The sequence below is a fragment of the Rathayibacter sp. PhB1 genome, from assembly GCF_004362935.1.
GTDB lineage: Bacteria > Actinomycetota > Actinomycetes > Actinomycetales > Microbacteriaceae > Rathayibacter > Rathayibacter festucae.
In genome coordinates, this window is record NZ_SNYD01000002.1 from 140,762 (window position 1) to 167,326 (window position 26,565).

A 26,565-nucleotide genomic window follows, 5' to 3' on the forward strand; every position below is an offset into this window, starting at 1 on the left:
TCTCCGTTCCGGCCGCGCGTCCGGGAGCGGGTCGGCCGGGGCGCCACGGTAGGGGCACCCGGTGTCGCGGAGGTGAACAGCCGGTGCCCCGCGCTGACGCGGAGCACCGGCGGTCGGCCTAGTGCGCGACGACCGGGCGCGGGCCGTCCGTCTCGGCGGGGCGCTTCACGAAGAAGGCGGCGACGATCGCGGCGGTCGCGATCGAGGCTCCCCAGACGAACGCGGAGTGGATGCCGCCCGCCGTGGCGACGACCTCGTCGACGCCGTCGCGGGCGAGCGCGGCCGACTGCACCGAGAGCACCGTGACGAACAGCGCCGTGCCGGCCGCGCCGCCGAGCTGCTGGACCGTGCCGATGATCGCGCTGCCGTGCGAGTAGAGCGCGGGGCGCACCGAGCCGAGGCCGGCGGTGAACAGCGGAGTGAAGACCAGCGCGAGGCCGAGGCTCAGCACGACGTGCAGGGTGAGGATGAACCAGGAGACCGAGTTCTCGTCGAGCGTCGTGTAGCCCCAGAGCGCACCGGCCACGATGATCGAGCCGGGCACCAGCAGCACCCGCGGGCCGAAGCGGTCGTAGCCGCGGCCGACGAACGGCGCGAGCAGACCCATCAGCAGCCCGCCGGGGAGCAGCAGCAGGCCGGTCTCGAGCGGGGTGAGGCCGAGGACGTTCTGCGTGTAGAGCGGGAGCAGGATCAGCGTGCCGAAGAGCGCGGACATGCTCACCGCCATCATCACGATGACCACGGTGAAGTTGCCGGAGGAGAAGGTGCGCAGATCCATCAGCGCGCGGTCCGTCCTCTGCAGCAGCAGCTGGCGGACGATGAACGCCGCGAGCGCGACACCGGCGACGACGAAGGGCACCCAGGGCGCGACGATCGCCTCGCCGCCCTCGCCCAGGCTGCTCAGGCCGTAGACCAGCCCGCCGAAGCCGAAGACCGAGAGGACGACGGAGAGCGAGTCGATCGGGATCTTCCGCGGCTCGGTGACGTTCTCGACCTTGCGGAGGCCCAGGATGAGCGCGCCGACGGCGATCGGCAGCACGATCCAGAACATCCAGCGCCAGCTGAGGAAGTTGAGGATGACGCCCGAGATCGTCGGCCCGACGGCAGGTGCGACCGAGATGACGATCGAGATGTTGCCCATCATCCGGCCGCGGATCGCCGGCGGCACGAGGGTCATCACGGTGGTCATCAACAGCGGCATCATGATCGCCGTGCCGCCGGCCTGCACGACGCGCGCGGCCAGCAGGACCTCGAAGGTCGGCGCGAGCGCGGCGCTGAGCGTGCCGAGGCTGAAGAGGGTCATCGCGGCGGCGAAGAGCGTGCGGGTGTGCAGCCGCTGGATCAGGTAGCCGGTGATCGGGATGACGACCGCCATCGTCAGCATGAACGCGGTGGACAGCCACTGGCCCACGTGAGCTTCGACACCGAAGTCGCGCATGAGGTCGGGCAGCGCCACGCTCATGATCGTCTCGTTGAGGATGACGACGAAGGCCGAGACCAGCAGCAGGCTGATGACCAGGCGGCTGCGCGGATCGAGCGCCGTCGAGGGCGTGTCGGTCGCGGCGGCGGGCCGCGTCTCGGGAAGGGTGCGCTCGGTCACTGGTGCGTCTCCGGTCGTGAAGGGGATCGTCGTGAGGGGGCGCATCGCCAGGGTGACGTCGATGCGACGGGTGGTACGAGACTCAGAACACTGCCAGGCGCCTCCGACATTCCCGATCGGCCGACATCCGTCGCGCATCCGGCGTGTCGGCCGCGAGGCGAGCGGTGGCGCGACGGCGCACCGCCGCCGCTCTGCAAGCTGGTCGACTAGCCCCGCAGGGGCGTACCGCATGCGGGTCGAGCAGCCCCGCACGGCCTGTCGCGACTGCATGCGGGTCGAGCAGTCCCGCACGGCCTGTCGCGACTGCATGCGGGTCGAGCAGTCCCGCAGGGCCTGTCGCGACTGCATGCTGGTCGAGTAGCCCCGCAGGGGCGTATCGAGACCCACCGTCCCCAGCAGGGCAGGTCGACAGTCGTCTCGTCTGTCCCCGGTGGATCTCGATACGCCCGCTCTGCGGGCTACTCGATCAGCATGAAGGGCGCAGCGACGTCTCGAAGAGTGCCCGTCACTCGACGGGAATCGGATCCCCGATCAGGCACCGACCGGTCGCGAGCGGCGCGACGACCGCCCCGAGGTACCTCGGGTCGCCGTCCTCGCCCGAGGCCTTGTGCCGGTACTGACCCACGAGGCAGGAGTCGCCGACCCTCACCGCGACGAAGACCGCATCGGCCCTCTTGTCGGCGGTCGTGACGTCGGCCGTGACCTCGAGACCGGCCCGGTCCACGCCACCGGCGGCCAGCGCCCGCGTCAGATCCGCGCCGCTCGGGTCGCCGATCGACGCGACCGTTGCGCTGTTGATCGCATCGAACTCCTCGAGATCGAGAGGCACGGCCGGACCGGGTCCGTCGACGCTCGGGACGGCGCTCGGAGCGGGCGACGGCGGTGCGGATCCATCGATCGGCGGCAGTCCGAGTGCGCAGCCGCTGAGGACGGCGGTCACGACCGCGAGGACGGTCGCCGCCCCGGCGCCGGTTCGGGAGGGCGACGGCGTCCGCTCGCGAATCCTCATCTGCACACCGACCGATCGTCCTTCTGCAGGATCGTCGTCGTCCTGGTCCGTGGAGGACCCTAGGCACGGTCGACAGCCAGAGCCTTCCCGGCGCAAGAACTCGAGGACATCGGCGCACGACGTCTGGTCAGTGGGTCGGGCCGCACGCACATGCTGGTCGAGCAGCCCCGCAGGGGCGTCTCGAGAACTGCCCCGTCGGTAGGTGAGCGCTGAGGGCCCTGCTCGGGACGGTGGTGGATCTACTGGGAAGAGACGCCCGCAGACATGCTGGTCGAGTAGCCCCGCAGGGGCGTATCGAGACCCGCCCCCGCCGGCGCGCGGGCTCGAGGGCCCTGCTCCTGACGGTGGTGGATCTCGATACGCCCGCAGCGCGGGCTACTCGATCAGCAGGGAGGAGGTGTGCCTGCTCCACTCCTCACCAGCAGGGAGGAGGTGCACTCGCGCCGCGCCCTACGCCCGCGCGAGCACCGCCGCGAACGCGTCCGCCGCCGCGTCCGCGTCCGCCGGCGTCGACTCCGCCCCGAAGCTGAACCGCACCGCCGTCTGGGCGACGGCCGGCTCGAGCCCGAGCGCCAGGAGCGTCGGCGACGGCTCGTCGCGGCCGGCCGCGCAGGCCGAGCCGCTGGACACCACGACGCCGCGCTCCTCCAGGGCGAGCAGGATCGACTCGCCGCTGCGTCCCGGCACGACGAACGACGCGATCGAGGGGAGCCGGTGCTCCGCCGCCCCGAGCGGCACGGCCCGCGGCACCTCCGCCGCCACCCGCGCCGCGAACGTGTCGCGCACCGCCGAGACGCGGGCGCCCCGCGCGGGATCCACGAGCTTCACCGCCGCCCCGAGTGCCACCGCGAACGCCACGTTCTCGGTCCCCGAGCGCCGCGCCCGCTCCTGACCGCCGCCGTGCACGAGCGGCTCGAACGGCACGCGACTGCGCAGCAGCAGTGCCCCCACGCCCTTCGGCGCCCCGAGCTTGTGCCCCGAGATCGACACCGCGTCCGCGCCGAGTCCGACCAGGTCGATCCACCCCGCCGCCTGCACCGCGTCCACGTGCAGCGGAATCCGGTGCGGCCGGCAGAGCGCCGCGATCGCCGGCACGTCCTGCAGCGTGCCGATCTCGTTGCTCGCCGCCAGCACCGAGACCAGCGCCGTGTCCGGTCTCAGCAGTGCGGCGAGCGCCGCCGAGTCGAGCCGCCCCGCGCCGTCCACCGGCGCGACCGACACCTCGAAGCCGTGCAGCCGCCGCAGATGATCGGCCGACTCCACCGTCGCCTCGTGCTCGATCGCCGAGATCACGACGTGCCGACCGCGTCCCGCGGCGAGACCGCCGAGCGCGATGCCCTTGACCGCCGTGTTGATCGACTCCGTCCCGCCCGAGGTGAAGAGGACCTCCGAGCCGCGCCCGCCGAGGAAGCGCGCCACGTGCCGCCGCGCCTCCTCCAGCGCACGCGCCGCCGACGCGCCCAGCGCGTGACTGCTCGACGGGTTGCCGTACTCGCCGGTCAGGAACGGCCACATCGCCTCGAGCACCTCGCGGCGCACGGGCGAGGTCGCCGCGTGGTCGAGGTAGATCACGCGGCCGGAGCCTCGATCGCGATGTCGAGGCCGAGGTCGAGCGAGCGGACGCTGTGCGTGAGCGCGCCGACGGAGATCACGTCGACGCCGGCCTCGGCGATGGCGCGGACCGTCTCGAGGTTCACCCCGCCGCTCGCCTCGACCACGGCCCGGCCGCCGATCAGCACGACGCCCTGCGCCAGCTGCTCGGGGGTGAAGTTGTCGAGCATGATCGTGTCGGCGCCGCCGGCCAGGGCCGCGCCGATCTGCTCGAGCCGGTCGACCTCGACCTCGATGTGCGTCGTGTGCGAGACGGCCGCGCGCGCCGCGAGCAGCGCCTCCGTCAGGTCGAGTCCGCGCTGGGCGAGGATCGCGAGGTGGTTGTCCTTCGCCAGGATCGCGTCCGAGAGCGAGAAGCGGTGGTTGTGCCCGCCGCCGCTGCGCACCGCGTGCCGCTCGAGGGCGCGCAGCCCCGGCGTGGTCTTCCGGGTGTCGACGATGCGCGCGCGGGTGCCCGCCGCGGCCTCGACGTAGCGCGCGGTCAGCGTCGCGATGCCGCTCATCCGCTGCACGAGGTTGAGTGCCACGCGCTCGCCGCGCAGCACTCCGCCGGCCGGTCCGTCGATCCGCGCGAGGACATCGCCGGCCGCGAAGACCGTCCCGTCCGCGACGACGTCCTGCACGCGGATCCGCGAGTCGGCCTGCAGGAAGGTGCCGAGCAGCACCGCCCCGCCGCTGAAGACGCCGGGCTCGCGGGCGACGAGGGCCGCGGAGGCCGTCGCGTCGGCGGGCAGCAGGGTGTCGGAGGTGAGGTCGCCCCAGGGGGCGTCCTCCTCCAGGGCCAGGGTGACGATGCGCTCGATGCTCTGACGGGTCAGCACGGGACGGCGACCTTTCTCGTACCGGCGACGCGGTAGGCGCTCGCCGAGGGGTGGGGGTGGTCGGTGCGGTGGTGGGCGCCGCGCGACTCGGCGCGGGCGAGGGCGGCGTCGATCAGGGCGAGGCCGCAGGCGCGGAGGTTCGCGTCCTCGAGGGTCCCCCGGGACAGCGCGGCGGGGGAGCGGGCGGCGGCGAGAGAGGTCCGTGCCGTCTCGAGGCCGGCGGCGTCGCGCGAGAGACCTGCGCCGGTCCAGAGCGTCTCCTGCAGGAGCGCGCGGTCGAGCGCGAGCGGCACGAGGGCGGAGGGCTCCGGCGCCTCGGTCGAGGGCACCGCGGGCGGTCCGTCGAGCGCCGCCGCGACCCGCCGCGCGAACACCACGCCCTCGAGCAGGCTGTTCGACGCCAGCCGGTTCGCGCCGTGCACGCCGGTGCAGGCGACCTCGCCCACGGCGAAGAGCCCGGGGAGGCTGCTCCGCCCGTCGAGATCGGTGGCGATCCCGCCCATCCAGTAGTGCGCGGCCGGCGTCACGGGGATGAGGTCGTCGGCGAGCGAGAGTCCGCCCGCCCGGCAGGCGGCCGAGATGGTGGGGAAGCGGTGCGCGAGCACGTCCGCGGGAATGGCGCGCGCATCGAGGTGCACGGGCAGCCCGCCCTGGAGCAGCATCCGGTCGGCGATCGCGCGGGCGACCACGTCGCGGGGCGCCAGCTCGGCGTCCGGGTGCACGCCGACGAGGAAGCGCTCGCCCGCGGCGTCGCGCAGCACCGCGCCCTCGCCGCGGACCGCCTCCGACACCAGGAACCCGCCGGCCAGCGCGAGCCAGGTCGGGTGGAACTGGTAGAACTCCAGGTCGGCCGTCTGGGCACCGGCCCGGAGCGCCGCGGCGAGCCCGTCGCCGGTCGCCACCGCGGGGTTCGTGGTGTGCCGGTAGAGCTGCCCGGCGCCGCCGGTCGCGAGGACGACCGCGTCGGCGTCGATCCGCTCGACCCGGCCGTCCCGCAGCACATCGACGCCGGTCACGGCGGCTCCCGGGCGCACCAGGTCGACCAGCACCGTCTCCTCGAGCACCGTGACCGCGGCCGCGCGCACCGCGGCGACGAGCGCCTCCTCGATCGCGGAGCCGGTCGCGTCGCCGCCGGCGTGCAGGATCCGCGGCCGCGAGTGCGCCCCCTCCAGCCCGCGGGCGAGGTCGTCGCCGTCGCGGTCGAAGCCGACGCCCCAGGCCTGCAGCGCGGCGACCGCCGCCGGCCCCTCGGCGCAGAGCACCTCGACGGCCGAGCGCGAGCAGAGCCCGGCGCCCGCGGTCAGCGTGTCCTCGACGTGCAGCGCGACGGAGTCTCCTGCCGCGGTGACGGCGGCGATCCCGCCCTGCGCGGCACGCGTGCTCGACTCCTCGAGCGCGCCCTTGGTGACGAGGACGACCTCGTGCCGGCGCGAGGCCAGCAGGGCGACGACCAGGCCGGCGATCCCGCTGCCGACCACGACGACGCGGGCCATGTCACACCCCCGCGACGGGAGCAGGAGCGGGAGCGGCCGGACCGGCCGGCGGCACCGCGGCGAGCATCCGCTCGAGCGCCACGCGCGCCTGGTCCTGCACGGAGTCGTCGACCGAGATCCGGTTGTGCACCGTCCCCGCGACCAGTCCCTCCAGCACCCAGGCGAGGTACCCCGGGTGGATCCGGTACATCGTCGAGCACGGGCAGACCACGTCGTCGAGGCAGAAGATGGTGTGCTGCGGGTACTGCACCGCGAGGCGCTGCACGAGGTTGATCTCGGTACCGATCGCGAAGGTGCTGCCCGCCGGCGCCGCCTGGATCGCCTTGACGATGTAGTCGGTCGAGCCGTACTCGTCCGCCGCGTCGACGACGGCCATCGGGCACTCCGGGTGCACGATCACGCGGACGTCCGGGTGCTGGAGCCGCGCGCGCTCGATCTGCGCGACGGTGAAGCGCTTGTGCACCGAGCAGAAGCCGTGCCAGAGGATGACCTGCGCGTCGAGCAGCGTCGCCTCGTCCGAGCCGCCGCCCGGCTTCCGCGGGTTCCACATCGGCATCCGCTCGAGCGGCACGCCCATCGCCTTCGCAGTGTTGCGGCCGAGGTGCTGGTCCGGGAAGAAGAGGACCCGCTGCCCGCGCGCGAACGCGTCCTCGAGCACGGTGGTCGCGTTCGACGAGGTGCAGACCACGCCGCCGTTCCGTCCGCAGAAGGCCTTCAGTGCCGCGGAGGAGTTCATGTAGGTCACCGGGATCAGCGGCACCCGGCCGTCGGCGTCCGGCTCGGTGCCGTAGAGCTCGGTCAGCTCGGCCCAGGCGTCCTCGACCGAGTCGATGTCGGCCATGTCCGCCATCGAGCAGCCCGCGGCGAGGTTCGGCAGGATGACCGCCTGGTCCGGCCGGGAGAGGATGTCCGCCGTCTCGGCCATGAAGTGCACGCCGCAGAAGACGATGGCCTCGGCGTCGGGCCGGTTCGCCACCGCCTTCGCGAGCTGGAAGGAGTCGCCGACGAAGTCCGCGTACTGCACCACCTCGTCGCGCTGGTAGAAGTGGCCGAGCACGACGACGCGCTCGCCCAGCGTCTCCTTCGCCGCGAGGATGCGGCGGTGCAGCTCGTCGGCGCTCGCCGCGGTGTACTCGTCGGGGAGGCGGCCCTGCACGGGCGACGCCGCCGGGATCGGGTCCGCCTGCGAGGCGCCGGGTCCGTAGGCCGGGAGGCCGAGGTCGAACGCCCAGGGCGCCTCGGCGAGCTCGGGTGCGCAGGTCGCGCCGGGGGCGGCTCCCCGCTCGATGAGCTGGATGGTGCTGTCGACCGATGTCACGGTGTCTCCTCGATGGTGCGGTTCGGACGGGGGCGGCGGCCGGTGCGGGGTCGGCGGCGGCCTGGTGCGGGCGGCGGCCGGTGCTAGACCGGCAGGGGCCCGTTGTCGACGAGTGCCACGGACCCGTCGTAGCGGTACAGCCGAGGCGGGCGGTGACGGGTGCCCGTCAGTCGCTGCTCGGTCGGCACCACGGTCTTGGAGGCCTCGATCGTCCGGCGGAAGTTCGCCGGGTCGAGGGGCTTCTGCAGGACGGCCTCGTGCACCTCGCGCAGCTGGGCGAGCGTGAAGGTCTCGCCGAGGAAGGCCTGCGCGATCCGGGAGTACTCCATCTTGTTGCGCAGGCGCCACAGGGCGTAGTCGACGATCAGCCCGTGATCGAAGGCCAGCTCGGGCAGCAGATCGGTGCAGAGCCAGGCGACGTTCTCGTCCACGATCGCCGCGTCGGCCTCGGAGGTGCGCACCAGCGCCCAGTAGACGATCGACACCACCCGGCGCTCGCCGCGGGAGCGCTCGGTGCCGCCGACGGCGTACAGCTGCTCCAGGTAGCGCGGCGCGAGGCCCGTCGTCTCGCGGAGGGTGCGGCGCGCCGCCTCGGCGAGGTCCTCGTCGGGCCGGAGCGGGCCGCCGGGCAGCGCCCAGAGCCCCTGATACGGATCGCGGAGCCGGCGGACGACGGGGATCCAGACGGCGGCGGCCCCGGTCTCCGGATGCGGGCGCAGCGCGAAGATCACGGTCGACACCGCGAGCTGCGGCACTGCTGCCTCCACGAGACCCCCCTAAAGGTCACCCTGACCCTAACGACTCCCTCGAGCTTAGTGTCACCCCGACCCGAACACCAACCCGGCACCCGTCCTGCTCCCCGCCGCGAGATGCCACTTGTGTACGCGACACGCCGCGAGAAGCGTGCACAAGTGGCATCTCGCGAGGGGGAGGGACAGCGCGCGCACCCGCCCGCTAGGGTGAGCGGACAACCGAATACCGGGCCGCATACGCGACGCGGGAGAGCCGACTCCGGTCGGCACCGAAGGAGCAAGCCTCCCCGCCAATCTCTCAGGTCTTGTACCGCGTCGAACTGGCCACTCTGGAAAGCGATCCGCAGAGGATCCGCCGATGGTGAAAGCGATCGCCCCGCGAGGGGCGGCGTGAATCTCTCAGGCACCACGACAGAGGGGGAGTTCCCACGGCACTGCTGTGCCACGCATCACCGACCTGTGCGGGCGCGTGCGCAGCACTGCGACGAATTGGAGAACTCCCACATGTCCGAAGAAAACTCCGTCGACGAGAACTCCGTCGAAGGCATCTCTGCCCCGACGACCCCTGCCGAGTCCGGCGCCCCCGAGACCGGCGGCATCGAGATCGACTCGCCCGACGCCACCGCGCCGAGCACCGAGCCCCGCCGCTCGCCGCTGCACGACGTGCACGTCGCCGCCGGCGCCTCCTTCACCGACTTCGCCGGCTGGTGGATGCCCGTCCGCTACTCCGGCGACCTCGCCGAGCACCACGCGGTTCGCACCGCGGCGGGCCTCTTCGACCTCTCCCACATGGGCGAGATCCTCGTCGTCGGACCCGAGGCGGTGGACGCCCTCGACTACGCGCTCGCGAGCGACCTCTCCGCCGTCGCCGTCGGCCGCGCGAAGTACACCCTCCTGCTCGACCGCACCGGCGGCGTGATCGACGACCTCGTCGTCTACCGCACCGGCGAGGACCGCTTCATGGTCGTCGCGAACGCCGCCAACCGCCACGTGGTCGCCGAGCAGCTGCGCGACCGCACCGCGATGTTCGAGTGCGAGCTCTACGACGAGAGCGATGACGTCGCGCTGATCGCGATCCAGGGCCCGCGCTCGCTGGAGATCCTGCAGAACGTGCAGGGCCTCGCGATCGAGGTCGACCGCGGCGAGGAGTCGGTGCTCGACACCGACGACGCCGCCCGCCTGCTCGAGGAGCTGCGCTACTACCGCGCCGTCCCCGGCACCTTCGAGGCGCACCCGATCCTGATCGCCCGCACCGGCTACACCGGCGAGGACGGCTTCGAGATCTACGTCGCCCCCGACACCGCCCCCGCGCTCTGGGAGGCGCTCGCCGAGACGGGCGCGGGCGCGGGCCTCGTCCCCGCCGGGCTCGCCGCGCGCGACACCCTCCGCCTCGAGGCGGGCATGCCGCTCTACGGCCACGAGCTCTCCCGCGACGTCTTCCCGGCGCAGGCCGGCCTGGGCCGCGTCGTCGCCCTCGGCAAGCCGATCGACTTCGTCGGCCGCGCGGCCAGCGAGGAGGGCCCCTCCGGCGACGCTCCTGTGCTCGTCGGCCTGATCGGCGAGGGCCGCCGCGCCGCCCGCGCCGACTACAGCGTCCACGGCCCCGACGACGACGTGATCGGCGTCGTCACCAGCGGCATCCTCTCGCCCACCCTCGGCGTGCCGATCGCGATGGCCTACGTCGCGCCGGCCTCCGCGCAGCCCGGCAGCGTCGTCTCCGTCGACATCCGCGGCAGCCGGCTCCCGATGACCGTCACCGAGCTCCCCTTCTACTCCAGAAAGAAGAACTGACCATGGCCGTTCCCACCGAGCTCCAGTACACCTCCGACCACGAGTGGATCCTGGTCGAGGGCGAGACCGCGACCGTCGGCATCACCGCCTACGCCGCCGACAAGCTCGGCGACGTCGTCTTCGTCGAGCTGCCCGAGGCGGGCACGCGGGTCGAGGGCGGCTCCGTCGTCGGCGAGATCGAGTCGACCAAGTCGGTCGGCGAGCTGTTCGCGCCCGTCGACGGCGAGGTCCTCGAGACCAACACCGCGGTCGTCGACAGCCCGGAGCTGGTCAACGCCGACCCCTTCGGCGACGGCTGGCTGATCAAGGTGCGCTTCGACGCGCTGCCCGACGGCCTGCTCGACGCCGCCGCCTACGACGAGCTGGTGGGCGAGTAGATGGCGGCCCGCACCCCCGGTGAGTTCGAGTCCCGCCACATCGGGACCGACGCCGACGCCCAGCGCACCATGCTCGCCGCCCTCGGCTACGACTCCGTCGACGCGCTGGTCGAGGCCGCCGTCCCCGAGTCGATCCACGTCCGCGACCTCGCGCCGGTGCTCCCCGCGCCGGCCACCGAGGCCGAGGCGCTGGCCGAGCTGCGCGCCCTCGCCGCGCGCAACACCCTCCGCCGCCCGCTGATCGGCCTCGGCTACCACGGCACGCTCACCCCGGCCGTGATCAAGCGCAACGTCCTCGAGAACCCGAGCTGGTACACGGCCTACACCCCGTACCAGCCCGAGATCTCGCAGGGCCGGCTCGAGGCGCTGATCAACTTCCAGACGATGGTCGCCGACCTCACCGGTCTCGACACCGCCGGCGCCTCGATGCTCGACGAGGGCACCGCCGTCGTCGAGGCGATGCTGCTGGCCCGCCGCGCCTCGAAGGCGAAGACCGACGTCTTCGTCGTCGACTCCGACGCGCTGCCGCAGACCCTCGCGCTGCTGCGCGGCCGGGCGGAGGCGGTGGGCATCCGCATCGTCGAGCTGCCGCTCTCGCGCACCGACGCGGACGACGTGCCCGAATCCTTCGGCGCCCTCGTGCAGTACCCCGGTGCCTCCGGGCACCTCTGGGACCCGTCCGCCGTCCTCGGCGCGGTCAAGGCGCACGGCGGTCTCGCGATCGTGGCGGCCGACCTCCTCGCGCTCACCCTCGTCCGCTCGCCGGGCGAGCTCGGTGCCGACGTCGCCGTGGGCACCACCCAGCGCTTCGGCGTCCCGATGGGCTTCGGCGGGCCGCACGCCGGCTACCTCGCCGTCCGCAAGGGCCTCGAGCGCCAGCTGCCCGGACGCCTGGTCGGCGTCAGCCAGGACGCGGCGGGCAACCCCGCGTACCGGCTCTCGCTGCAGGCGCGCGAGCAGCACATCCGCCGCGAGAAGGCGACCTCGAACATCTGCACCGCGCAGGTCCTGCTCGCCGTGATGGCCGCGATGTACGCGGTCTACCACGGGCCGGACGGCCTGGCCCGGATCGCCGAGCAGGTGCACTCCCGTGCCGCGCTGCTGGCCCGCCTCCTGCTCGACCGCGGTCACGCGCTCCGGCACGCCGACTTCTTCGACACCGTCGCGGTCGTCGTCCCGCAGGGCGCGGAGGCGGCCGTCGCCCGCGCCCGCGAGGCCGGCTTCGACCTGCGCCTCGTCGACGCGGACACCGTCGCGGTCGCCCTCGACGAGACGGTGACCCCGGAGGAGGTCGTGGCGGTCGCCGTCGCGATCGGCGACCTCGACGCCCGGCACGGCGTCCTCGCCGGCGCCGCGCGCAGCATCCCCGGTGCGCTGGAGCGGACCACGCCGTTCCTGGTGCACCCCGTCTTCAACACGCACCGCAGCGAGACCTCGATGATGCGCTACCTCAAGCGCCTTGCCGACGCCGACTACGCGCTGGACCGCGGCATGATCCCGCTGGGCTCCTGCACGATGAAGCTCAACGCCGCCGCCGAGATGGAGGCGGTCAGCTGGCCCGAGTTCGCCGGTCTGCACCCCTTCGCGCCCGAGGCCGACGTCGAGGGCTCCCTCGCCCTGGTCGACCAGCTCGAGCGCTGGCTCGCGCACCTCACCGGCTACGACTCCGTCTCGCTGCAGCCCAACGCCGGCTCGCAGGGCGAGCTCGCCGGGCTCCTCGCGATCCGCGGCTACCACCGCTCGCGCGGCGACGAGGCGCGCACCGTCTGCCTCATCCCCTCGAGCGCCCACGGGACGAACGCGGCCAGCGCGGTCCTCGCCGGCATGCGCGTCGTGGTCGTCGCCTGCGACGAGCTCGGCAACGTCGACCTCGACGACCTGCGCGCCAAGATCGCGGAGCACGCCGAGGGCCTCGCCGCCCTGATGATCACCTACCCGTCCACCCACGGCGTCTACGAGCACGAGGTCGCCGAGATCTGCCGGCTCGTGCACGAGGCCGGCGGCCAGGTCTACGTCGACGGCGCGAACCTCAACGCGCTGCTCGGCTTCGCCCGCTTCGGCGACTTCGGCGGCGACGTCTCGCACCTCAACCTGCACAAGACGTTCTGCATCCCGCACGGCGGCGGCGGCCCCGGCGTCGGCCCGGTCGCCGCGAAGGCGCACCTCGCGCCGTTCCTGCCGGGCCACCCGCTCGCGCAGCGGCTCGAGCACTCCGTCGGCCAGCACGGCGACACCGTCGTCCACGGCGGCGCGCCCGTCTCGGCGGCACCGTACGGCAGCCCCGGCATCCTGCCGATCTCGTGGGCCTATGCCCGGATGATGGGCGAGGACGGCCTGCGCGCCGCCACCGGCGCGGCCGTCCTCTCGGCCAACTACGTCGCCGCCCGCCTCCGCGAGCACTACCCGGTGCTCTACACCGGCGGCAGCGGCCTCGTCGCGCACGAGTGCATCCTCGACATCCGCCCGCTCACCGCGGCCACCGGAGTGACCGTGGACGACGTCGCCAAGCGCCTCGTCGACTACGGCTTCCACGCGCCGACGATGAGCTTCCCCGTCGCGGGCACGCTGATGGTCGAGCCGACCGAGAGCGAGGACCTCGCCGAGATCGACCGCTTCATCGACGCGATGATCGGCATCAAGGCCGAGGCCGACCGTGTCGGCGCGGGGGAGTGGCCGGTGGACGACAACCCGCTGCGGGGCGCCCCGCACACCGCGGAGTGCCTCGTCGACGCCGAGTGGTCGCACCCGTACAGCCGCGAGGAGGCCGTCTACCCGGTCCGCTCGCTGGTGCGCGGCAAGTACTGGCCGCCGGTCCGCCGCGTCGACCAGGCCTACGGCGACCGCAACCTCGTCTGCGCCTGCCCGCCGATCGAGGCCTTCGCCTGATCAGCGCCTGACGCCCGCCGACGATCCGTCGCGGACGGTCGTGTCCGCTCTCTCGACACGATCGTCCGTGACGGATCGTCTCGGTGTCGGACGACGAGGGTCGTCAGGGGGTCGGAGTGACGGAGGGCGTCGGCTGCGGCGCCGGCGCCGCGAAGAGCTCCGGCCAGAGGGCGACCGCCAGCGGGTAGCCCACGAACGACACGATGTCGATGATCGAGTGGGCGATCACCAGCGGCAGCGTCCGCCCGAAGCGCTGGTAGAACAGCCCGAAGACCACGCCCATGATCACGTTGCCGATGAACGGCCCGATGCCCTGGTACAGGTGGTAGCTGCCCCGCAGCAGGGCGCTCGCGAACAGGATCCTCCAGCGCCCCCAGCCGAGATCGCCCAGGCGCGCGAAGAGGTAGCCGATCATGATCACCTCCTCCTGCACCCCCGCCCGGATCGCCGAGAGCACCAGCACGGGCACCGTCCACCAGTAGGCGTCCAGCGGTGACGCGACCACCGCGACCGTGATCCCGAGCGCCCGCCCGAGCGCGTACAGACCGATGCCGGGTGCGCCGATCGCCACCGCGAGCACGACTCCCGAGCCGAGGTCGGGGAGCGGCCGGTTCAGGTCGAGCCCGAGCCGCCCGAGCGGACGCCGGCCGCCCTGCCAGAGCAGGAAGACGCAGAGCAGCACCGGCACGAGGTCGAAGAACAGCGCGAGCAGCTGGTAGATCAGGTCGAAGGCCGGCCGGTCGCTGAGCGCCCCGTTGATGGTCGTCGACTGCTGCCCGAGCGAGACCGAGCGGGTGAGCTTGTTGGCGATCGAGACGACGGAGTAGACCGCCGACGCCCCGAGGGAGAGCCCGAGGACCAGGAGGATCTCCGCCCCGATCCGGCCCCGGGACTGTGCGGACGCTGGGGGAGCGGTGGACACGCGGGCCCCTTCCTCGGATTCGCTGGTGTGCGCGGAACGACGCGCAGACGCACGTTTCGTGCGAATCCGCGCAAGGATTCCACCTCCTGGTTACCGCTGTGTAACGGTTTCCTCATCGTTTTGTGGCGATAGGCAGTCGATACATAGTCTCGACGGAGGCATTCGCGCGGTGGCCACCAGTCTCGCGCGCCGACGTCGTCGCCACGCGCACGGCACTCCACGCGTCAGGGAAACCACTTCTCGCGCGCCCCCACACCACTGGAGGAATTGTGAAAATCAGACGTTACGGCCTCGGAGCTCTGGCGCTCGTCGCCGCGAGCACGCTGGTCCTGGCCGGCTGCAGCAGCTCGAACGACTCGGGCGGGGGAGACGCGAGCGGCGACACCGCCGCGATCATCTCCACCAACGGCTCGGAGCCGCAGAACCCGCTGGTCCCGACCAACACCAACGAGGTGGGCGGCGGCAAGATCCTCGACGAGATCTTCGCGGGCCTGGTCTACTACGACGCCGAGGGGGCGCCGAACAACGACGTCGCCGAGTCGATCGAGTCGGACGACGCGCAGAACTACACCATCACCATCAAGGACGGCCTGACGTTCACGAACGGCGACCCGGTGACCTCGAGCTCCTTCATCGACGCCTGGAACTACGGCGCGAAGCTCTCGAACAACCAGCTCAGCTCGTCGTTCTTCGCGAACTTCGAGGGCTACAGCGACACCGAGGACAGCGAGCTCACCGGCCTCAAGGCCGTGGACGACACCACCTTCACCGTGGCGCTCAAGTCCCCGCAGTCGGACTTCCCGATCAGCCTCGGCTACTCGGCGTACTACCCGCTGCCCGCCGTCGCGTTCGACGACATGGCCGCGTTCGGCGAGAACCCGATCGGCAACGGCCCGTACAAGCTGGCCGGCGACGACGCGTGGCAGCACGACGTCCAGATCGACCTGGTCAAGAACGAGGACTACTCCGGTCCCCGCGAGGCGCAGAACGGCGGTCTGAAGATCGTCTTCTACGCCACCCAGGACGCGTCCTACGCCGACCTCCTCGGCGGCAACGTCGACGTGGTCGACCAGATCCCGGACTCCGCCTTCGGCACCTTCGAGAGCGACCTCGGCGACCGGGCCGTCAACCAGCCCGCCGCGATCTTCCAGTCCTTCACCATCCCGGAGCGCCTCGCGCACTTCAGCGGTGAGGAGGGCCAGCTGCGCCGTCAGGCCATCTCGATGGCCTTCGACCGTAAGGAGATCACCGACGTGATCTTCGAGGGCACCCGCACCCCCGCCTCCGACTTCACCTCCCCGGTGATCGACGGCTACAGCGACTCCCTCGAGGGCGCCGACGTGCTCGAGTACAACCCCGACGAGGCCAAGGCGCTGTGGGCTCAGGCCGACGCGATCAGCCCCTGGGACGGCACCTTCAAGATCGCCTACAACGCGGACGGCGGCCACCAGGGCTGGGTCGACGCGGTGACCAACTCGATCAAGAACACGCTGGGCATCGAGGCCGAGGGCGACGCCTACCCGACCTTCGCCGAGGCGCGCACCAAGATCGTCGACCGCTCGATCGAGACGGCGTTCCGCACCGGTTGGCAGGCCGACTACCCGAGCCTCTACAACTTCCTCGGACCGCTCTACGTGACCGGCGCCTCGTCGAACGACGGCGACTACTCGAACCCCGAGTTCGACGCTCTCGTCGCCTCGGGCCTCTCCGACGCCGACACCGACGCTGCGAACACCACGTTCCAGCAGGCGCAGGAGACCCTCCTCACCGACCTCCCGGCGCTGCCGCTCTGGTACGCGAACGTGACCGGCGGCTACGGCGAGGGCGTGTCGAACGTCGAGTTCGGCTGGAACTCGGTGCCGCTCTACTACGAGATCACCAAGAACTAAGCTCGAACCACTGGGGCGCTTCGCCCGTGCCGCCGGCCACCAGGTCACGGCACGGGCGGAGCGCCCTGTTTCGGTCACAATCGAATGAGGTCCCCATCCATGCGACTCCGGAACCGGCTGGGCTGACATGCTCGCCTACATCGTCCGACGCATCCTGCAAGCCGTCCCCGTGCTCATCGGCACCACGTTCCTCATCTACTTCATGGTCTTCTCCATGCCGGGGAACCCGCTCCTGTCGCTCTTCGGCGACAAGACGCCGAGCCCCGCGCTCCTCGCCCGCCTCGAGGAGCAGTACCACCTGAACGAGCCGTTCATCGTCCAGTACCTGTACTACCTGGGAGGCGTCGTCCGCGGCGACTTCGGCATCTCGTTCTCGGGCCAGTCGGTCAACGAGATCCTCGCCCGCACCTTCCCGGTGACCCTGACCCTCGCGATGATGGCCATCATCATCGAGATCGTCGTGGCGCTGACCATCGGCCTCATCAGCGGACTGCGCAAGGGCAGCTTCTTCGACGCGAGCGCCCTGGTCGTCAGCCTCCTGCTCGTCTCGGTGCCGATCTTCGTGCTCTGCTTCATCGCGCAGTCGTTCTTCGCGATCCAGCTGGGCTGGTTCCCTCCGACGGTCGGTGCCGACGCGTCGTTCCAGAGGCTCCTGCTCCCGGCGATCGTGCTCGCGCTGTTCGTGGTCGCCTCGGCGATCCGCCTGACCCGCGGCTCGGTCATCGAGACCGCCGGCTCGGACTTCGTGCGCACCGCGTACAGCAAGGGACTCTCGCGTCGTCGCGTCATCCCTGTGCACGTCCTGCGCAACTCGCTGATCCCGGTCACCACGCAGTTCGGAGCCGACTTCGGCCTCCTGATCGTCGGTGCCACCGTGACCGAGGGCATCTTCAACGTTCCCGGCGTCGGGAACACGCTCTACCAGGCGATCATCCGAGGGGAGCGACCGACCGTCGTCTCCTTCGTCACGGTCATGGTGCTGTTCTACCTCGTGGTGAACATCCTCGTCGACCTGCTCTACGCCGTACTCGACCCGAGGATCCGCTATGCCAAATGAGTTCTCCGGCGGCGCGCAGAAGGCCCGCCGCATCGACCACTTCGTCGCCCCGCTCGAGGAGACGCCGATCGCGTCCGTCGACGCGGTCAGCCTCGACGAGAAGCCCAGCAACCTCTGGACCGACGCCTGGCGCGACCTGCGCAAGCGCCCGATGTTCTGGATCTCCGGCGTGATGATCGTCGTGATCATCGCGGTCGCCCTGCTCCCCGGCCTGTTCACCTCGGTGGACCCGCGGCAGTGCGCGCTCTCGTTCAGCAACCAGGGCCCGGGCGGCGGCAGCCTGCTCGGCTACACCAAGCAGGGCTGCGACGTCTTCTCGCGCATCATCCACGGCACGTCCACGTCGCTGACCGTCGGTCTGATCGTGATCGTCATCACGACCGTCTCCGGCGTCATCGGCGGCGCGCTGGCCGGCTTCTTCGGCGGCTGGGTCGACACCGTGATCATGCGCCTCGGCGACATCTTCTTCTCGATCCCCTACATCCTCGCCGCGGTCGTCATCATGTCGGTCTTCTCGGCCTACCGGAACGTCTTCGTCATCGCCCTGGCGATCGGAGCGTTCGCCTGGCCGACGACGGCGCGCGTGCTGCGCTCCGAGGTCCTCCGCGTCAAGCAGTCCGACTTCGTCGGCGCCGCCACCGCGACGGGCCTGTCCAAGATGGCGATCCTCTTCCGGCACGTGCTGCCGAACTCGATCGCCCCCGTCATCGTCGTCACGACCATCTCGCTCGGCGCCGCCATCACCGCGGAGGCGACGCTGTCGTTCCTCGGCGTCGGCCTGCCCGGCTCGGTGATGTCCTGGGGCAACGACATCAGCCAGGCGCAGCGCGACCTGCGCACCAACCCGCAGACGCTGATCTACCCGTCGATCGCGCTGACGGTGACGGTGCTGAGCTTCATCCTCCTGGGCGAGTCGCTCCGCGACGCGCTCGACCCGAAGGCGAGGGCCCTCCGATGACGTCCACGACACCGAGCACCCCGCAGGGGCCACTGCTCCAGGTCACCGACCTCGAGGTCGGCTTCCAGACCGGCAGCGGACTGGTCCCCGCACTCCGCGGCGTCAGTCTGACGATCGAGCACGGCCAGACCGTCGCGATCGTCGGCGAGTCCGGCTCCGGCAAGTCGACGACCGCCGCGGCGATCATCGGCCTGCTCCCCGGCACCGGCACGGTCACCGGCGGCTCCGTCCTGTTCGACGGCAAGGACCTCGCGAAGGCGACCAGGACCGAGCTGGAGGACATCCGCGGCCGCCGGATCGGCTACGTGCCGCAGGACCCGATGTCCAACCTCAACCCGGTCTGGTCGGTCGGCTTCCAGGTCGAGGAGACGATCAAGGCCAACGGCCTCGCCTCCGGCCGCAAGGAGGTCCGCGCCAAGGCGATCGAGGTCCTGCAGAACGCCGGACTCGCGGACGCCGAGAAGCGTCTCAAGCAGTTCCCGCACCAGTTCTCCGGCGGCATGCGCCAGCGGGTGCTGATCGGCATCGGCCTGGCCGCGTCGCCGCAGCTGCTGATCGCGGACGAGCCCACCTCGGCGCTCGACGTGACCGTGCAGCGGCGCATCCTCGACCACCTCGAGACCCTGACGAGGACCGACGGCACCGCGCTGCTCTTCATCACGCACGACCTGGGCCTCGCCGCCGAGCGCGCCGAGAAGCTCATCGTGATGTACAAGGGCCGGATCGTGGAGTCGGGCGCCTCGGTGGAGGTGCTGCAGAACCCGCAGCACCCCTACACGCAGCGCCTGATCGCCGCGGCGCCGAGCCTCGCCTCGCGCCGCATCCAGTCGACCGCCGGGAAGGCCACCGAGGCGGTGCCCGGCGAGTCCGAGGCCGTCCGCGAGGTCGACCTGGTCGGCGCGGCCGGCGCCCACCACGGTGCGGCGACCACCACCGCGCGGCCGATGATCGAGCTCGACGGGCTCACCAAGGTCTTCAAGATCCGCCGCGGCGGGCTGAAGGCCGAGGACTTCACGGCCGTCGACGACGTGTCGTTCTCGATCCCCAAGGGCACCACCACGGCGCTCGTGGGGGAGTCGGGCTCGGGCAAGTCGACGATCGCCCGCCTCGTGCTCGGTCTCGAGACGGCGACGTCCGGCGCGATCTCGATCGACGGCCGTCGGACCGAGAAGCTCCGCGGCAAGGAGATGCTGGCGCTGCGGCGCTCGATGCAGCCGGTGTTCCAGGACCCGTACGGCTCGCTCGACCCGCTGCACAACATCGGCAACACCATCTCCGAGCCGCTGCGGGTGCACAAGGTCGGCGACCGCACCTCGCAGCGCGAGCGCGTGCTCGAGCTGCTCGACCAGGTGTCCCTCCCGCGGGTCATCGCGAGCCGCTACCCGAACGAGCTCTCCGGCGGCCAGCGCCAGCGAGTGGCCATCGCCCGCGCGCTCGCGCTCAAGCCCGAGATCGTGGTGCTCGACGAGGCGGTGTCGGCCCTGGACGTGCTCGTCCAGGCGCAGATCCTCCGCCTCCTGGCCGATCTGCAGGCCGAGCTCGGGCTGACCTACCTGTTCATCACGCACGACCTCGCGGTGGTCCGCGTGATCGCCGACGACGTCTGCGTGATGCAGAAGGGCCGGATCGTCGAGCACGCGTCGACCGACACCGTGTTCGAGTCGCCGCAGCAGGAGTACACCCGCGAGCTGCTCGCCGCCATCCCCGGCGCCGGGATCGAGTTCGCGGTCTAGTCCGCCGGATCCACTCCACGAGGGCCCCGTTCCGGCCCGGCGACACCCGATGTTCATCGGGTCGCCGGCCCGGAACGGGGCCCTCCGCCGTCTCGGCGCGAGCCTGCGGTACGATGGAGGGTCCCCCTTACTGCACGAGAACACGAGACGAGTCCGTTCACATGGCAAGTGCCACCCGCTCCGACCTGCGCAACGTCGCGATCGTCGCCCACGTCGACCATGGCAAGACCACCCTGGTGGACGCCATGCTCAAGCAGACGAACTCCTTCGACGCGCACGCCCACGTGGACGAGCGCGCGATGGACTCGAACGAGCTCGAGCGCGAGAAGGGCATCACGATCCTCGCGAAGAACACCGCTGTGTCCTACAGCGGCAAGCACGCGGTCGACGGCCCCATCACCATCAACGTGATCGACACCCCCGGCCACGCCGACTTCGGCGGCGAGGTCGAGCGCGGCCTGTCGATGGTCGACGGCGTCTGCCTCCTCGTCGACGCGTCGGAGGGCCCCCTCCCGCAGACCCGCTTCGTGCTGCGCAAGGCGCTCGAGGCGAAGCTCCCCGTCATCCTGCTGGTCAACAAGACCGACCGCCCCGATGCCCGCATCGACGAGGTCGTCGCCGAGAGCCAGGACCTGCTCCTCGGCCTCGCCTCCGACATGGCGGACGACGTCCCCGACCTCGACCTCGACGCCATCCTCGACGTCCCCGTCGTCTACGCGTCCGGCAAGGCCGGCCGCGCCTCCGCGAACAAGCCGGAGGACGGCACCCTGCCCGACGCCGAGGACCTCGAGCCGCTGTTCGAGGCGATCCTCAAGCACATCCCGGCGCCGACCTTCGACGACGAGGCGCCCCTCCAGGCCCACGTCACCAACCTCGACGCGTCGCCGTTCCTCGGCCGCCTCGCCCTCCTCCGCGTCTTCAACGGCACGATCAAGAAGGGCCAGACGGTCGCCTGGGTCCACCACGACGGCTCGCACACCAACGCGCGCATCACCGAGCTGCTGATCACCAAGGCGCTCGACCGCTACCCGGCCGAGACCGCCGGCCCCGGCGACATCGTCGCGATCGCGGGCTTCCCCGAGATCACCATCGGCGAGACCATCGCCGACCCGGAGGACATCCGCCCGCTGCCGGCCATCACGGTCGACGACCCGGCGATCTCGATGACCATCGGCACCAACACCTCGCCGCTGGTCGGCAAGGTCAAGGGCCACAAGCTCACCGCGCGCATGGTCAAGGACCGCCTCGACCGCGAGCTCATCGGAAACGTGTCGCTCAAGGTCCTCGACATCGGCCGCCCCGACTCGTGGGAGGTCCAGGGCCGCGGCGAGCTCGCGCTGGCCATCCTCGTCGAGCAGATGCGCCGCGAGGGCTTCGAGCTCACGGTCGGCAAGCCCCAGGTGGTCACCCGTCAGGTCGACGGCAAGGTGCACGAGCCCTTCGAGCACCTCACCATCGACGCTCCGGAGGAGTACCTCGGCGCGATCACGCAGCTCCTCGCCGCTCGCAAGGGCCGCATGGAGAACATGGCGAACCACGGCACCGGCTGGGTCCGCATGGAGTTCATCGTCCCCTCGCGCGGCCTGATCGGCTTCCGCACCGAGTTCCTCACCACGACCCGCGGCACCGGCATCGCGAACGCGATCCTGCACGGCTACGAGCCGTGGGCCGGCGCCATCGTCACCCGCAACAACGGCTCGATCGTCGCCGACCGGACCGGCGTCGTGACGCCGTTCGCGATCATCGCGCTCCAGGAGCGGATGACCTTCTTCGTGAACCCCACCGAGGAGGTCTACGAGGGCATGGTCATCGGCGAGAACTCGCGCAACGACGACATGGACGTGAACATCACCAAGGAGAAGAAGCTGACCAACATGCGTCAGTCCACCTCCGACACGTTCGAGTCGATGACGCCCTCGCGCCAGCTGACGCTCGAGGAGTGCCTCGAGTTCGCCCGCGAGGACGAGTGCGTCGAGGTCACCCCCGAGATCGTGCGCATCCGCAAGGTCGAGCTGGACGCCAACGCCCGCGCCCGCGCGACCAGCCGCCTCAAGAAGCAGGCCTGATCCCAGGGCGCCCCAGCGGCGCCCTCCTACGACGCACGACCGGCCGGAGCCCCGCTCCGCCGGTCGTTCGTCGTTGAGCGCATGCTGATCGAGTAGCCCGCGACGCGGGCGTATCGAGATCCACCCGGGCCAGAAGGACGAGTCTGCAGAGCGGCGTGCTGATGACGGCGGGTCTCGATACGCCCTCTCCGAGGGCTGCTCGACCAGCATGAAACGCAGCGCCGTCGCAGACGGCTCGGCCGGCGTGGAGTGCACCGCCGTCGTCTGCTGCTCGGCCGGCCTCCCGCGAGGACCGCTCCATGCTGGTCGAGTAGCCACGCAGCAGCGTCTCGAGACCGAGGTCCGGCAGAGGGTGGGTCTCGATACGCCCTCTGCGAGGGCTGCTCGACCAGCATGGGCTGCAGCATGCTGGTCGAGTAGCCGCGGAGCGGCGTCTCGAGACCGAGGTCCGGCAGAGGGTGGTTCTCGATACGCCCTCTGCGAGGGCGCTCGACCAGCATGGGCTGCAGCATGCTGGTCGAGTAGCCGCGGAACGCGGCGTATCGAGACCCGGGTCCGGCAGAGGGTGGGTCTCGATGCGCCCTCTGCGAGGGCTGCTCGACCAGCATGGGCTGCAGCATGCTGGTCGAGTAGCCGCGGAGCGGCGTATCGAGACCCGGCCGTCAGCCCGCGGGCGTCGGCGTCGGCGACGCGGTCGCGCCCTCCGCCTCGAGCGTCGCGGTGATGAAGGCGACGAACGCGTCGGCGTCGTCCGGCTTCCCCGTGTACTGCTCGCCGTTGACGAGCACGGTCGGCGTCGAGCTCAGCTTCGCCAGCGTCGAGTTCGCCAGGGGCCCGGTCGTCGCCCGCTTCGTGGCCGCCGCGACCCACGGCCGGAACTCCCCGCTCGTGATGCAGGCCAGCACGTCGTCGTCCGTCACGCCCGCCCCGGTCACCAGCGCTCGCAGCTCGTCATCGCTCAGCCCCGTCGTCCCCTCCGCCGGCTGCTTCGCGAACAGCGCCTCGTGCACGGCGAGGAAGCGGTCCGGATCCTCGTCCGCCACGCAGGCCGCGGCGTTCGCCGCCCGGCTCGAGTACTCCGACCCCGCCGAGGAGGAGTCGAGGATCGCGACCGGATGGATCTCGAGCGTGATCGCCCCCTGCGTCAGCCACGACTGCAGATTGTCCATATTCGCGGTCTCGAACTGCCCGCAGTACGGGCAGAGGTAGTCCACGTACAGGTCGACGGTGACGACGCCGCCCGCGCGCGTGGCGGCCTCGTCGGTCGGCACGGGCTCCTCGCCCGCCTCGAGAGGGGCGGTCGTCACCGGAGTGACCGCCGACTCCGCCCCCGCGAGCACGATCCCGTCGCTCAGCATGTTCGCCGGCCCGGTGCTCGCGATCTCCTGCTGCGACCAGACGTTCCACGCGACGAGCGCCACGACGGCGAGCACGCCGACCACCGCGCCGCTCTGCCCGAGCAGCCGGTTCCGCCGCTTCCGGCGCCGCTCCTGCTCGCGCCGCTCCTTCGCCTCGAGGCGGGCGAGCTCCTGGCGCTCGCGCTTGGTCGGCTGGTTCTTCGCACTGTTCCCGGACATCGCCGTCGAGGCTAGGGAGCCGACCTTGCCGCACTCGGAGAGGCAGCCGCCGACGACCTGTGCCGGGATGGAGATTCCCTCAGGAACGCGAGCGGCTCAGGCGAAGAGCCCCGACCCCACGAAGTCGCTCTCGTCGCGGACGCCCGGCGGGACGGCGAAGACCGCCGAACCCACGTGCTTGATGTACTCGTTGAGCGCATCGGTCGCGAGGTTCCTCTGCACGGTGATGAACTGCTCCGGCGACCGCTGGAACGAGAGGAAGAACAGCCCCGCGTTCAGCCGCCCGAGCTCGTCGTTCCCGTCGACGAAGTTGTAGCCGCGGCGCAGCAGCCGGACGCCGTTGTTGACGGTCGGGTGCGCGAGCCGCACGTGCGACTCCTTGTCGACCAGCGGCACGCCGGTCGCTCCTGCCGCCTCGAAGTCGGGCTCCGTGAACTCGCCGCCGCCCGAGAGCGGGGCGCCGGAGCCCTTGCTCCGGCCGATCACGCGCTCCTGCTCGCCGAGCTGGCTGCGATCCCAGGTCTCGATGATCATCCGGATCTTGCGCGCCACCAGGTAGCTGCCGCCCGCGAGCCAGGCCGGGCCGTCGGCGTCCTGCACCCAGACGTGCTCCTGCACGGCGTCCGGCTCCTCGGACTTGATGTTGGCGGTGCCGTCCTTGAAGCCGAAGAGGTTCCGCGGAGTGGCCTGCGCCGTCGAGGTGGAGGAGGTGCGGCCGAAGCCGAGCTGGGACCAGCGCAGCGAGGCGCGGCCGAAGGCGATGCGGCTGAGGTTGCGGATCGCGTGCACCGCGACCTGCGGGTCGTCGGCGCAGGCCTGGATGCAGAGGTCGCCGCCGCCCGCGGTCGGCACCAGCGCGTCGCCGCGGAACCGGGGGAGCGCCGCGAGCTCGGCCGGCCGGCGGTCGGCGAGGCCGAAGCGGTCGGCACCGGACTCGTCGGTGAAGAGCGTCGGCCCGAAACCGAAGGTCAGGGTGAGTGAGGACGCGTCGAGGCCGAGCGCCTCGCCGGTGTCGTCCGGCGGCGCCGTGTCCGGGCCGCCGACGGCGCCCTCCTCGCTGACGTCGAGGCCCTGCGTGAGGCGGGCGGCCGCGAGGGTCCAGTCCTGGAGCAGCTCGATCAGGTCGTCGCGGGTGGCGCCGGAGGCCAGGTCGAAGGCCGCGAAGTGCAGCCGGTCCTGCGCCGCCGTGGTGATGCCGGCCTGGTTCGCGCCGTGGAACGGCACGACGCGCGTCGCCGCGGAGGAGGCGCTCGCGCTGGTCGCCGAGGTGACGGCGACGGTCCCGCCGATCCCCGCGGCGAGGCCCGCGGTCCCGGCCGAGACGAGGCCGAGCAGCCCGCGCCGCGAGAGGCGGCGGGGCTGCTCGGCGGTCGGGCCCGACTCGGTGCCGGGGCCGGCGGCGTTCTGCTCGGGCTCCACTACTCCGCGGGCTCCTCGACGCCGAGCACCGTGTGGGTCAGCTGCGAGAGCGGCTCGGACAGGGCGTTCACCTGGTCCGACAGCTCCTTCTTCTGCTCATCGGTCACGCTCGAGTAGGCGACGAAGCCGGAGTCGAGCGAGCCGTACTGCGCGAGCATCGCGTCGAGCTCGGCGAAGCGCTGGCCGATCTCGGCGGTCAGCGCGGCGCCGTCCTCGCCGGAGGCGGTCGCGATGGGCTCGACGTTGCCGAAGGCCACTTCCGCGCCCTGCACGTTCGCGGCGAAGTCGGTCAGGTCGGTGCCCGACCACCAGTCCTCCTCGCCGGTGATCTTGCCGGCGGCGACCTCGTCCAGCAGGCCGATCGCGCCGTTCGAGATGTCGCCGACCGAGACGGTGAAGTCGGGCGCGGCGACGAGGTCGTAGAGGTCCTGCACGTCGGAGACGAGCCCGTCGGCGAAGGCGGTCCGCTGCTCGGGAGTGGAGGGCGCCCAGTCGAGCCAGGCGCTCGTGCCGTCGGAGTTCAGCGCGTCGGCGGCGGGGACCCAGAGGTCCTTCTCGATGCGGTGGAAGCCGGTCCAGTCCAGGCCCTCGGCGACGGCGTCGACCTCGCGGTAGTCGATCTTCGGGTCGAGGTCGCCGAACGCCTCGGCGGTGGGCTCGATGCGCTCGTAGAAGACGCGGGTCGCGGCGAAGAGGCTGCGGGCCTTCTCGTCGTCACCGGCCGCGTACGCGTCGGCGAAGGCCGTCACGGCGGGCAGCAGCTCGCCGGACTGCGACTGCACGTAGGAGACGTAGTTGGTGACGGCGGCCTCGGTCGCGGCCTGCTCATCGGCCGACTGCTCGGTCGCCTCGCCGGTCACGGTGAACTCGGCGAGCCCGACGGGAGCGCCGACCTGCTGGAACTTGCAGGCCGTGTAATAGGTGCCGGGCTCGAGCTGGGCGACGTAGGAGACGCTCTGACCGGGAGTGACGTTCTCCTTCTCGCCCACGATGCGCAGCTTGTCCTCGGCGAGGATCTCGAACTCGTTGACGTCCGATCCGGTGTTCTCGAGCGCGAAGGTGACCGCACCCGCCTCGGCCGTCGCGGCCGACACCGCGCAGGCGCCGTCGTCGATCGCGACGTCGAGGGCCGCGGCGGAGGAGGCGGCCGGGGTGTTCGGCACGCAGCCGGTGAGGAGCAGGGCGAGAGCGCCGGCGCCGGCGAGGCCGGTGGCGACGCGGGGGAGGCGGGGTCGAGTGCGCGGGGGCATGGTTCTCCTGGTGGTGGGAGGTCGTTCCGGCGGTGC

The 26,565-nt window shown here is 71.6% G+C and carries 19 protein-coding genes and 1 riboswitch; of the genes, 8 read left to right on the top strand and 11 right to left on the bottom strand.

From position 1 onward, the window contains the following. Window positions 1–118 precede the first annotated feature (118 nt). The 7 genes from EDF17_RS04870 to EDF17_RS04900 form a co-directional block, all read right to left on the bottom strand. On the bottom strand, window positions 119–1,645 hold the full coding sequence (locus EDF17_RS04870) for a DHA2 family efflux MFS transporter permease subunit (RefSeq protein ID WP_123445433.1): 1,527 nt from the start codon (window positions 1,643–1,645) through the stop codon (window positions 119–121). A 460-nt stretch (window positions 1,646–2,105) separates the two neighbouring features. Further along, the gene (locus tag EDF17_RS04875) at window positions 2,106–2,609 is read right to left on the bottom strand and encodes a hypothetical protein (protein ID WP_133671899.1); all 504 of its coding nucleotides are present in this window, start codon (window positions 2,607–2,609) and stop codon (window positions 2,106–2,108) included. Window positions 2,610–3,059: 450 nt separating this feature from the next. Continuing rightward, entirely contained in the window at window positions 3,060–4,181 is a 1,122-nt protein-coding gene (locus EDF17_RS04880; protein WP_123445435.1) for a cysteine desulfurase family protein, read from the bottom strand. Beyond that, window positions 4,178–5,041 carry a carboxylating nicotinate-nucleotide diphosphorylase gene (nadC, locus tag EDF17_RS04885; RefSeq protein ID WP_123445436.1) on the bottom strand — a complete coding sequence of 288 codons (864 nt, stop codon included), beginning with the start codon at window positions 5,039–5,041 and terminating at the stop codon, window positions 4,178–4,180. The genes EDF17_RS04880 and nadC overlap by 4 nt, the downstream gene beginning before the upstream one ends. Continuing rightward, on the bottom strand, window positions 5,035–6,534 hold the full coding sequence (gene nadB, locus EDF17_RS04890) for an L-aspartate oxidase (RefSeq protein WP_123445437.1): 1,500 nt from the start codon (window positions 6,532–6,534) through the stop codon (window positions 5,035–5,037). Before nadB ends, nadC begins: the two co-directional genes overlap by 7 nt. Window position 6,535: 1 nt before the next feature. Beyond that, window positions 6,536–7,852 carry a quinolinate synthase NadA gene (gene nadA, locus EDF17_RS04895; RefSeq protein ID WP_123445438.1) on the bottom strand — a complete coding sequence of 439 codons (1,317 nt, stop codon included), beginning with the start codon at window positions 7,850–7,852 and terminating at the stop codon, window positions 6,536–6,538. Between the two features lie 83 nt (window positions 7,853–7,935). Further along, window positions 7,936–8,619: an NUDIX domain-containing protein gene (locus EDF17_RS04900; protein WP_123445439.1), complete on the bottom strand. Its 684-nt coding sequence runs from the start codon at window positions 8,617–8,619 to the stop codon at window positions 7,936–7,938. Window positions 8,620–8,839: 220 nt separating this feature from the next. Continuing rightward, a riboswitch (glycine riboswitch) is annotated at window positions 8,840–8,927 on the top strand. A 181-nt stretch (window positions 8,928–9,108) separates the two neighbouring features. Between EDF17_RS04900 and gcvT the strand changes: the two genes are divergently transcribed. From gcvT to gcvP, 3 genes are read left to right on the top strand one after another with little or no spacing between them, the layout of a single operon-like run. Beyond that, window positions 9,109–10,395 carry a glycine cleavage system aminomethyltransferase GcvT gene (gene gcvT, locus EDF17_RS04905; protein ID WP_123445440.1) on the top strand — a complete coding sequence of 429 codons (1,287 nt, stop codon included), beginning with the start codon at window positions 9,109–9,111 and terminating at the stop codon, window positions 10,393–10,395. A 2-nt stretch (window positions 10,396–10,397) separates the two neighbouring features. Next, on the top strand, window positions 10,398–10,772 hold the full coding sequence (gene gcvH / locus EDF17_RS04910; protein ID WP_123445441.1) for a glycine cleavage system protein GcvH: 375 nt from the start codon (window positions 10,398–10,400) through the stop codon (window positions 10,770–10,772). Continuing rightward, entirely contained in the window at window positions 10,773–13,658 is a 2,886-nt protein-coding gene (gene gcvP, locus EDF17_RS04915; protein WP_123445442.1) for an aminomethyl-transferring glycine dehydrogenase, read from the top strand. It begins immediately after the preceding gene. A 103-nt stretch (window positions 13,659–13,761) separates the two neighbouring features. On the opposite strand, the gene EDF17_RS04920 is transcribed toward gcvP, so the two are convergent. Next, the gene (locus EDF17_RS04920; protein ID WP_123445443.1) at window positions 13,762–14,580 is read right to left on the bottom strand and encodes a CPBP family intramembrane glutamic endopeptidase; all 819 of its coding nucleotides are present in this window, start codon (window positions 14,578–14,580) and stop codon (window positions 13,762–13,764) included. Window positions 14,581–14,849: 269 nt separating this feature from the next. Here EDF17_RS04920 and EDF17_RS04925 point away from each other — a divergent pair, with 269 nt between their 5' ends. From EDF17_RS04925 to typA, 5 genes are all read left to right on the top strand, one after another. Then, a complete protein-coding gene (locus EDF17_RS04925; RefSeq protein WP_123445444.1) occupies window positions 14,850–16,469 on the top strand; it encodes an ABC transporter substrate-binding protein in 1,620 nt (539 codons plus the stop codon). A 127-nt stretch (window positions 16,470–16,596) separates the two neighbouring features. Further along, on the top strand, window positions 16,597–17,526 hold the full coding sequence (locus EDF17_RS04930) for an ABC transporter permease (protein ID WP_123445445.1): 930 nt from the start codon (window positions 16,597–16,599) through the stop codon (window positions 17,524–17,526). Continuing rightward, window positions 17,516–18,484, top strand: a complete 969-nt coding sequence (locus tag EDF17_RS04935) for an ABC transporter permease (RefSeq protein WP_123445446.1) — start codon at window positions 17,516–17,518, stop codon at window positions 18,482–18,484. The genes EDF17_RS04930 and EDF17_RS04935 overlap by 11 nt, the downstream gene beginning before the upstream one ends. Beyond that, the gene (locus EDF17_RS04940) at window positions 18,481–20,217 is read left to right on the top strand and encodes an ABC transporter ATP-binding protein (RefSeq protein WP_123445447.1); all 1,737 of its coding nucleotides are present in this window, start codon (window positions 18,481–18,483) and stop codon (window positions 20,215–20,217) included. The genes EDF17_RS04935 and EDF17_RS04940 overlap by 4 nt, the downstream gene beginning before the upstream one ends. Before the next feature lie 161 nt (window positions 20,218–20,378). After that, window positions 20,379–22,283, top strand: a complete 1,905-nt coding sequence (typA, locus tag EDF17_RS04945; protein ID WP_123445448.1) for a translational GTPase TypA — start codon at window positions 20,379–20,381, stop codon at window positions 22,281–22,283. A gap of 662 nt (window positions 22,284–22,945) precedes the next feature. Here typA and EDF17_RS04950 read toward each other — a convergent pair. The 3 genes from EDF17_RS04950 to efeO all read right to left on the bottom strand — a co-directional run bounded on the left by EDF17_RS04950 (window position 22,946) and on the right by efeO (window position 26,529). Beyond that, complete coding sequence (locus tag EDF17_RS04950; RefSeq protein ID WP_123445449.1) at window positions 22,946–23,860, bottom strand: thioredoxin domain-containing protein; 915 nt, start codon at window positions 23,858–23,860, stop codon at window positions 22,946–22,948. A gap of 96 nt (window positions 23,861–23,956) precedes the next feature. After that, window positions 23,957–25,279, bottom strand: a complete 1,323-nt coding sequence (efeB, locus tag EDF17_RS04955) for an iron uptake transporter deferrochelatase/peroxidase subunit (protein ID WP_123445450.1) — start codon at window positions 25,277–25,279, stop codon at window positions 23,957–23,959. After that, a complete protein-coding gene (gene efeO / locus EDF17_RS04960; protein ID WP_123445451.1) occupies window positions 25,279–26,529 on the bottom strand; it encodes an iron uptake system protein EfeO in 1,251 nt (416 codons plus the stop codon). The genes efeB and efeO overlap by 1 nt, the downstream gene beginning before the upstream one ends. Between the last annotated feature and the right edge of the window lie 36 nt (window positions 26,530–26,565).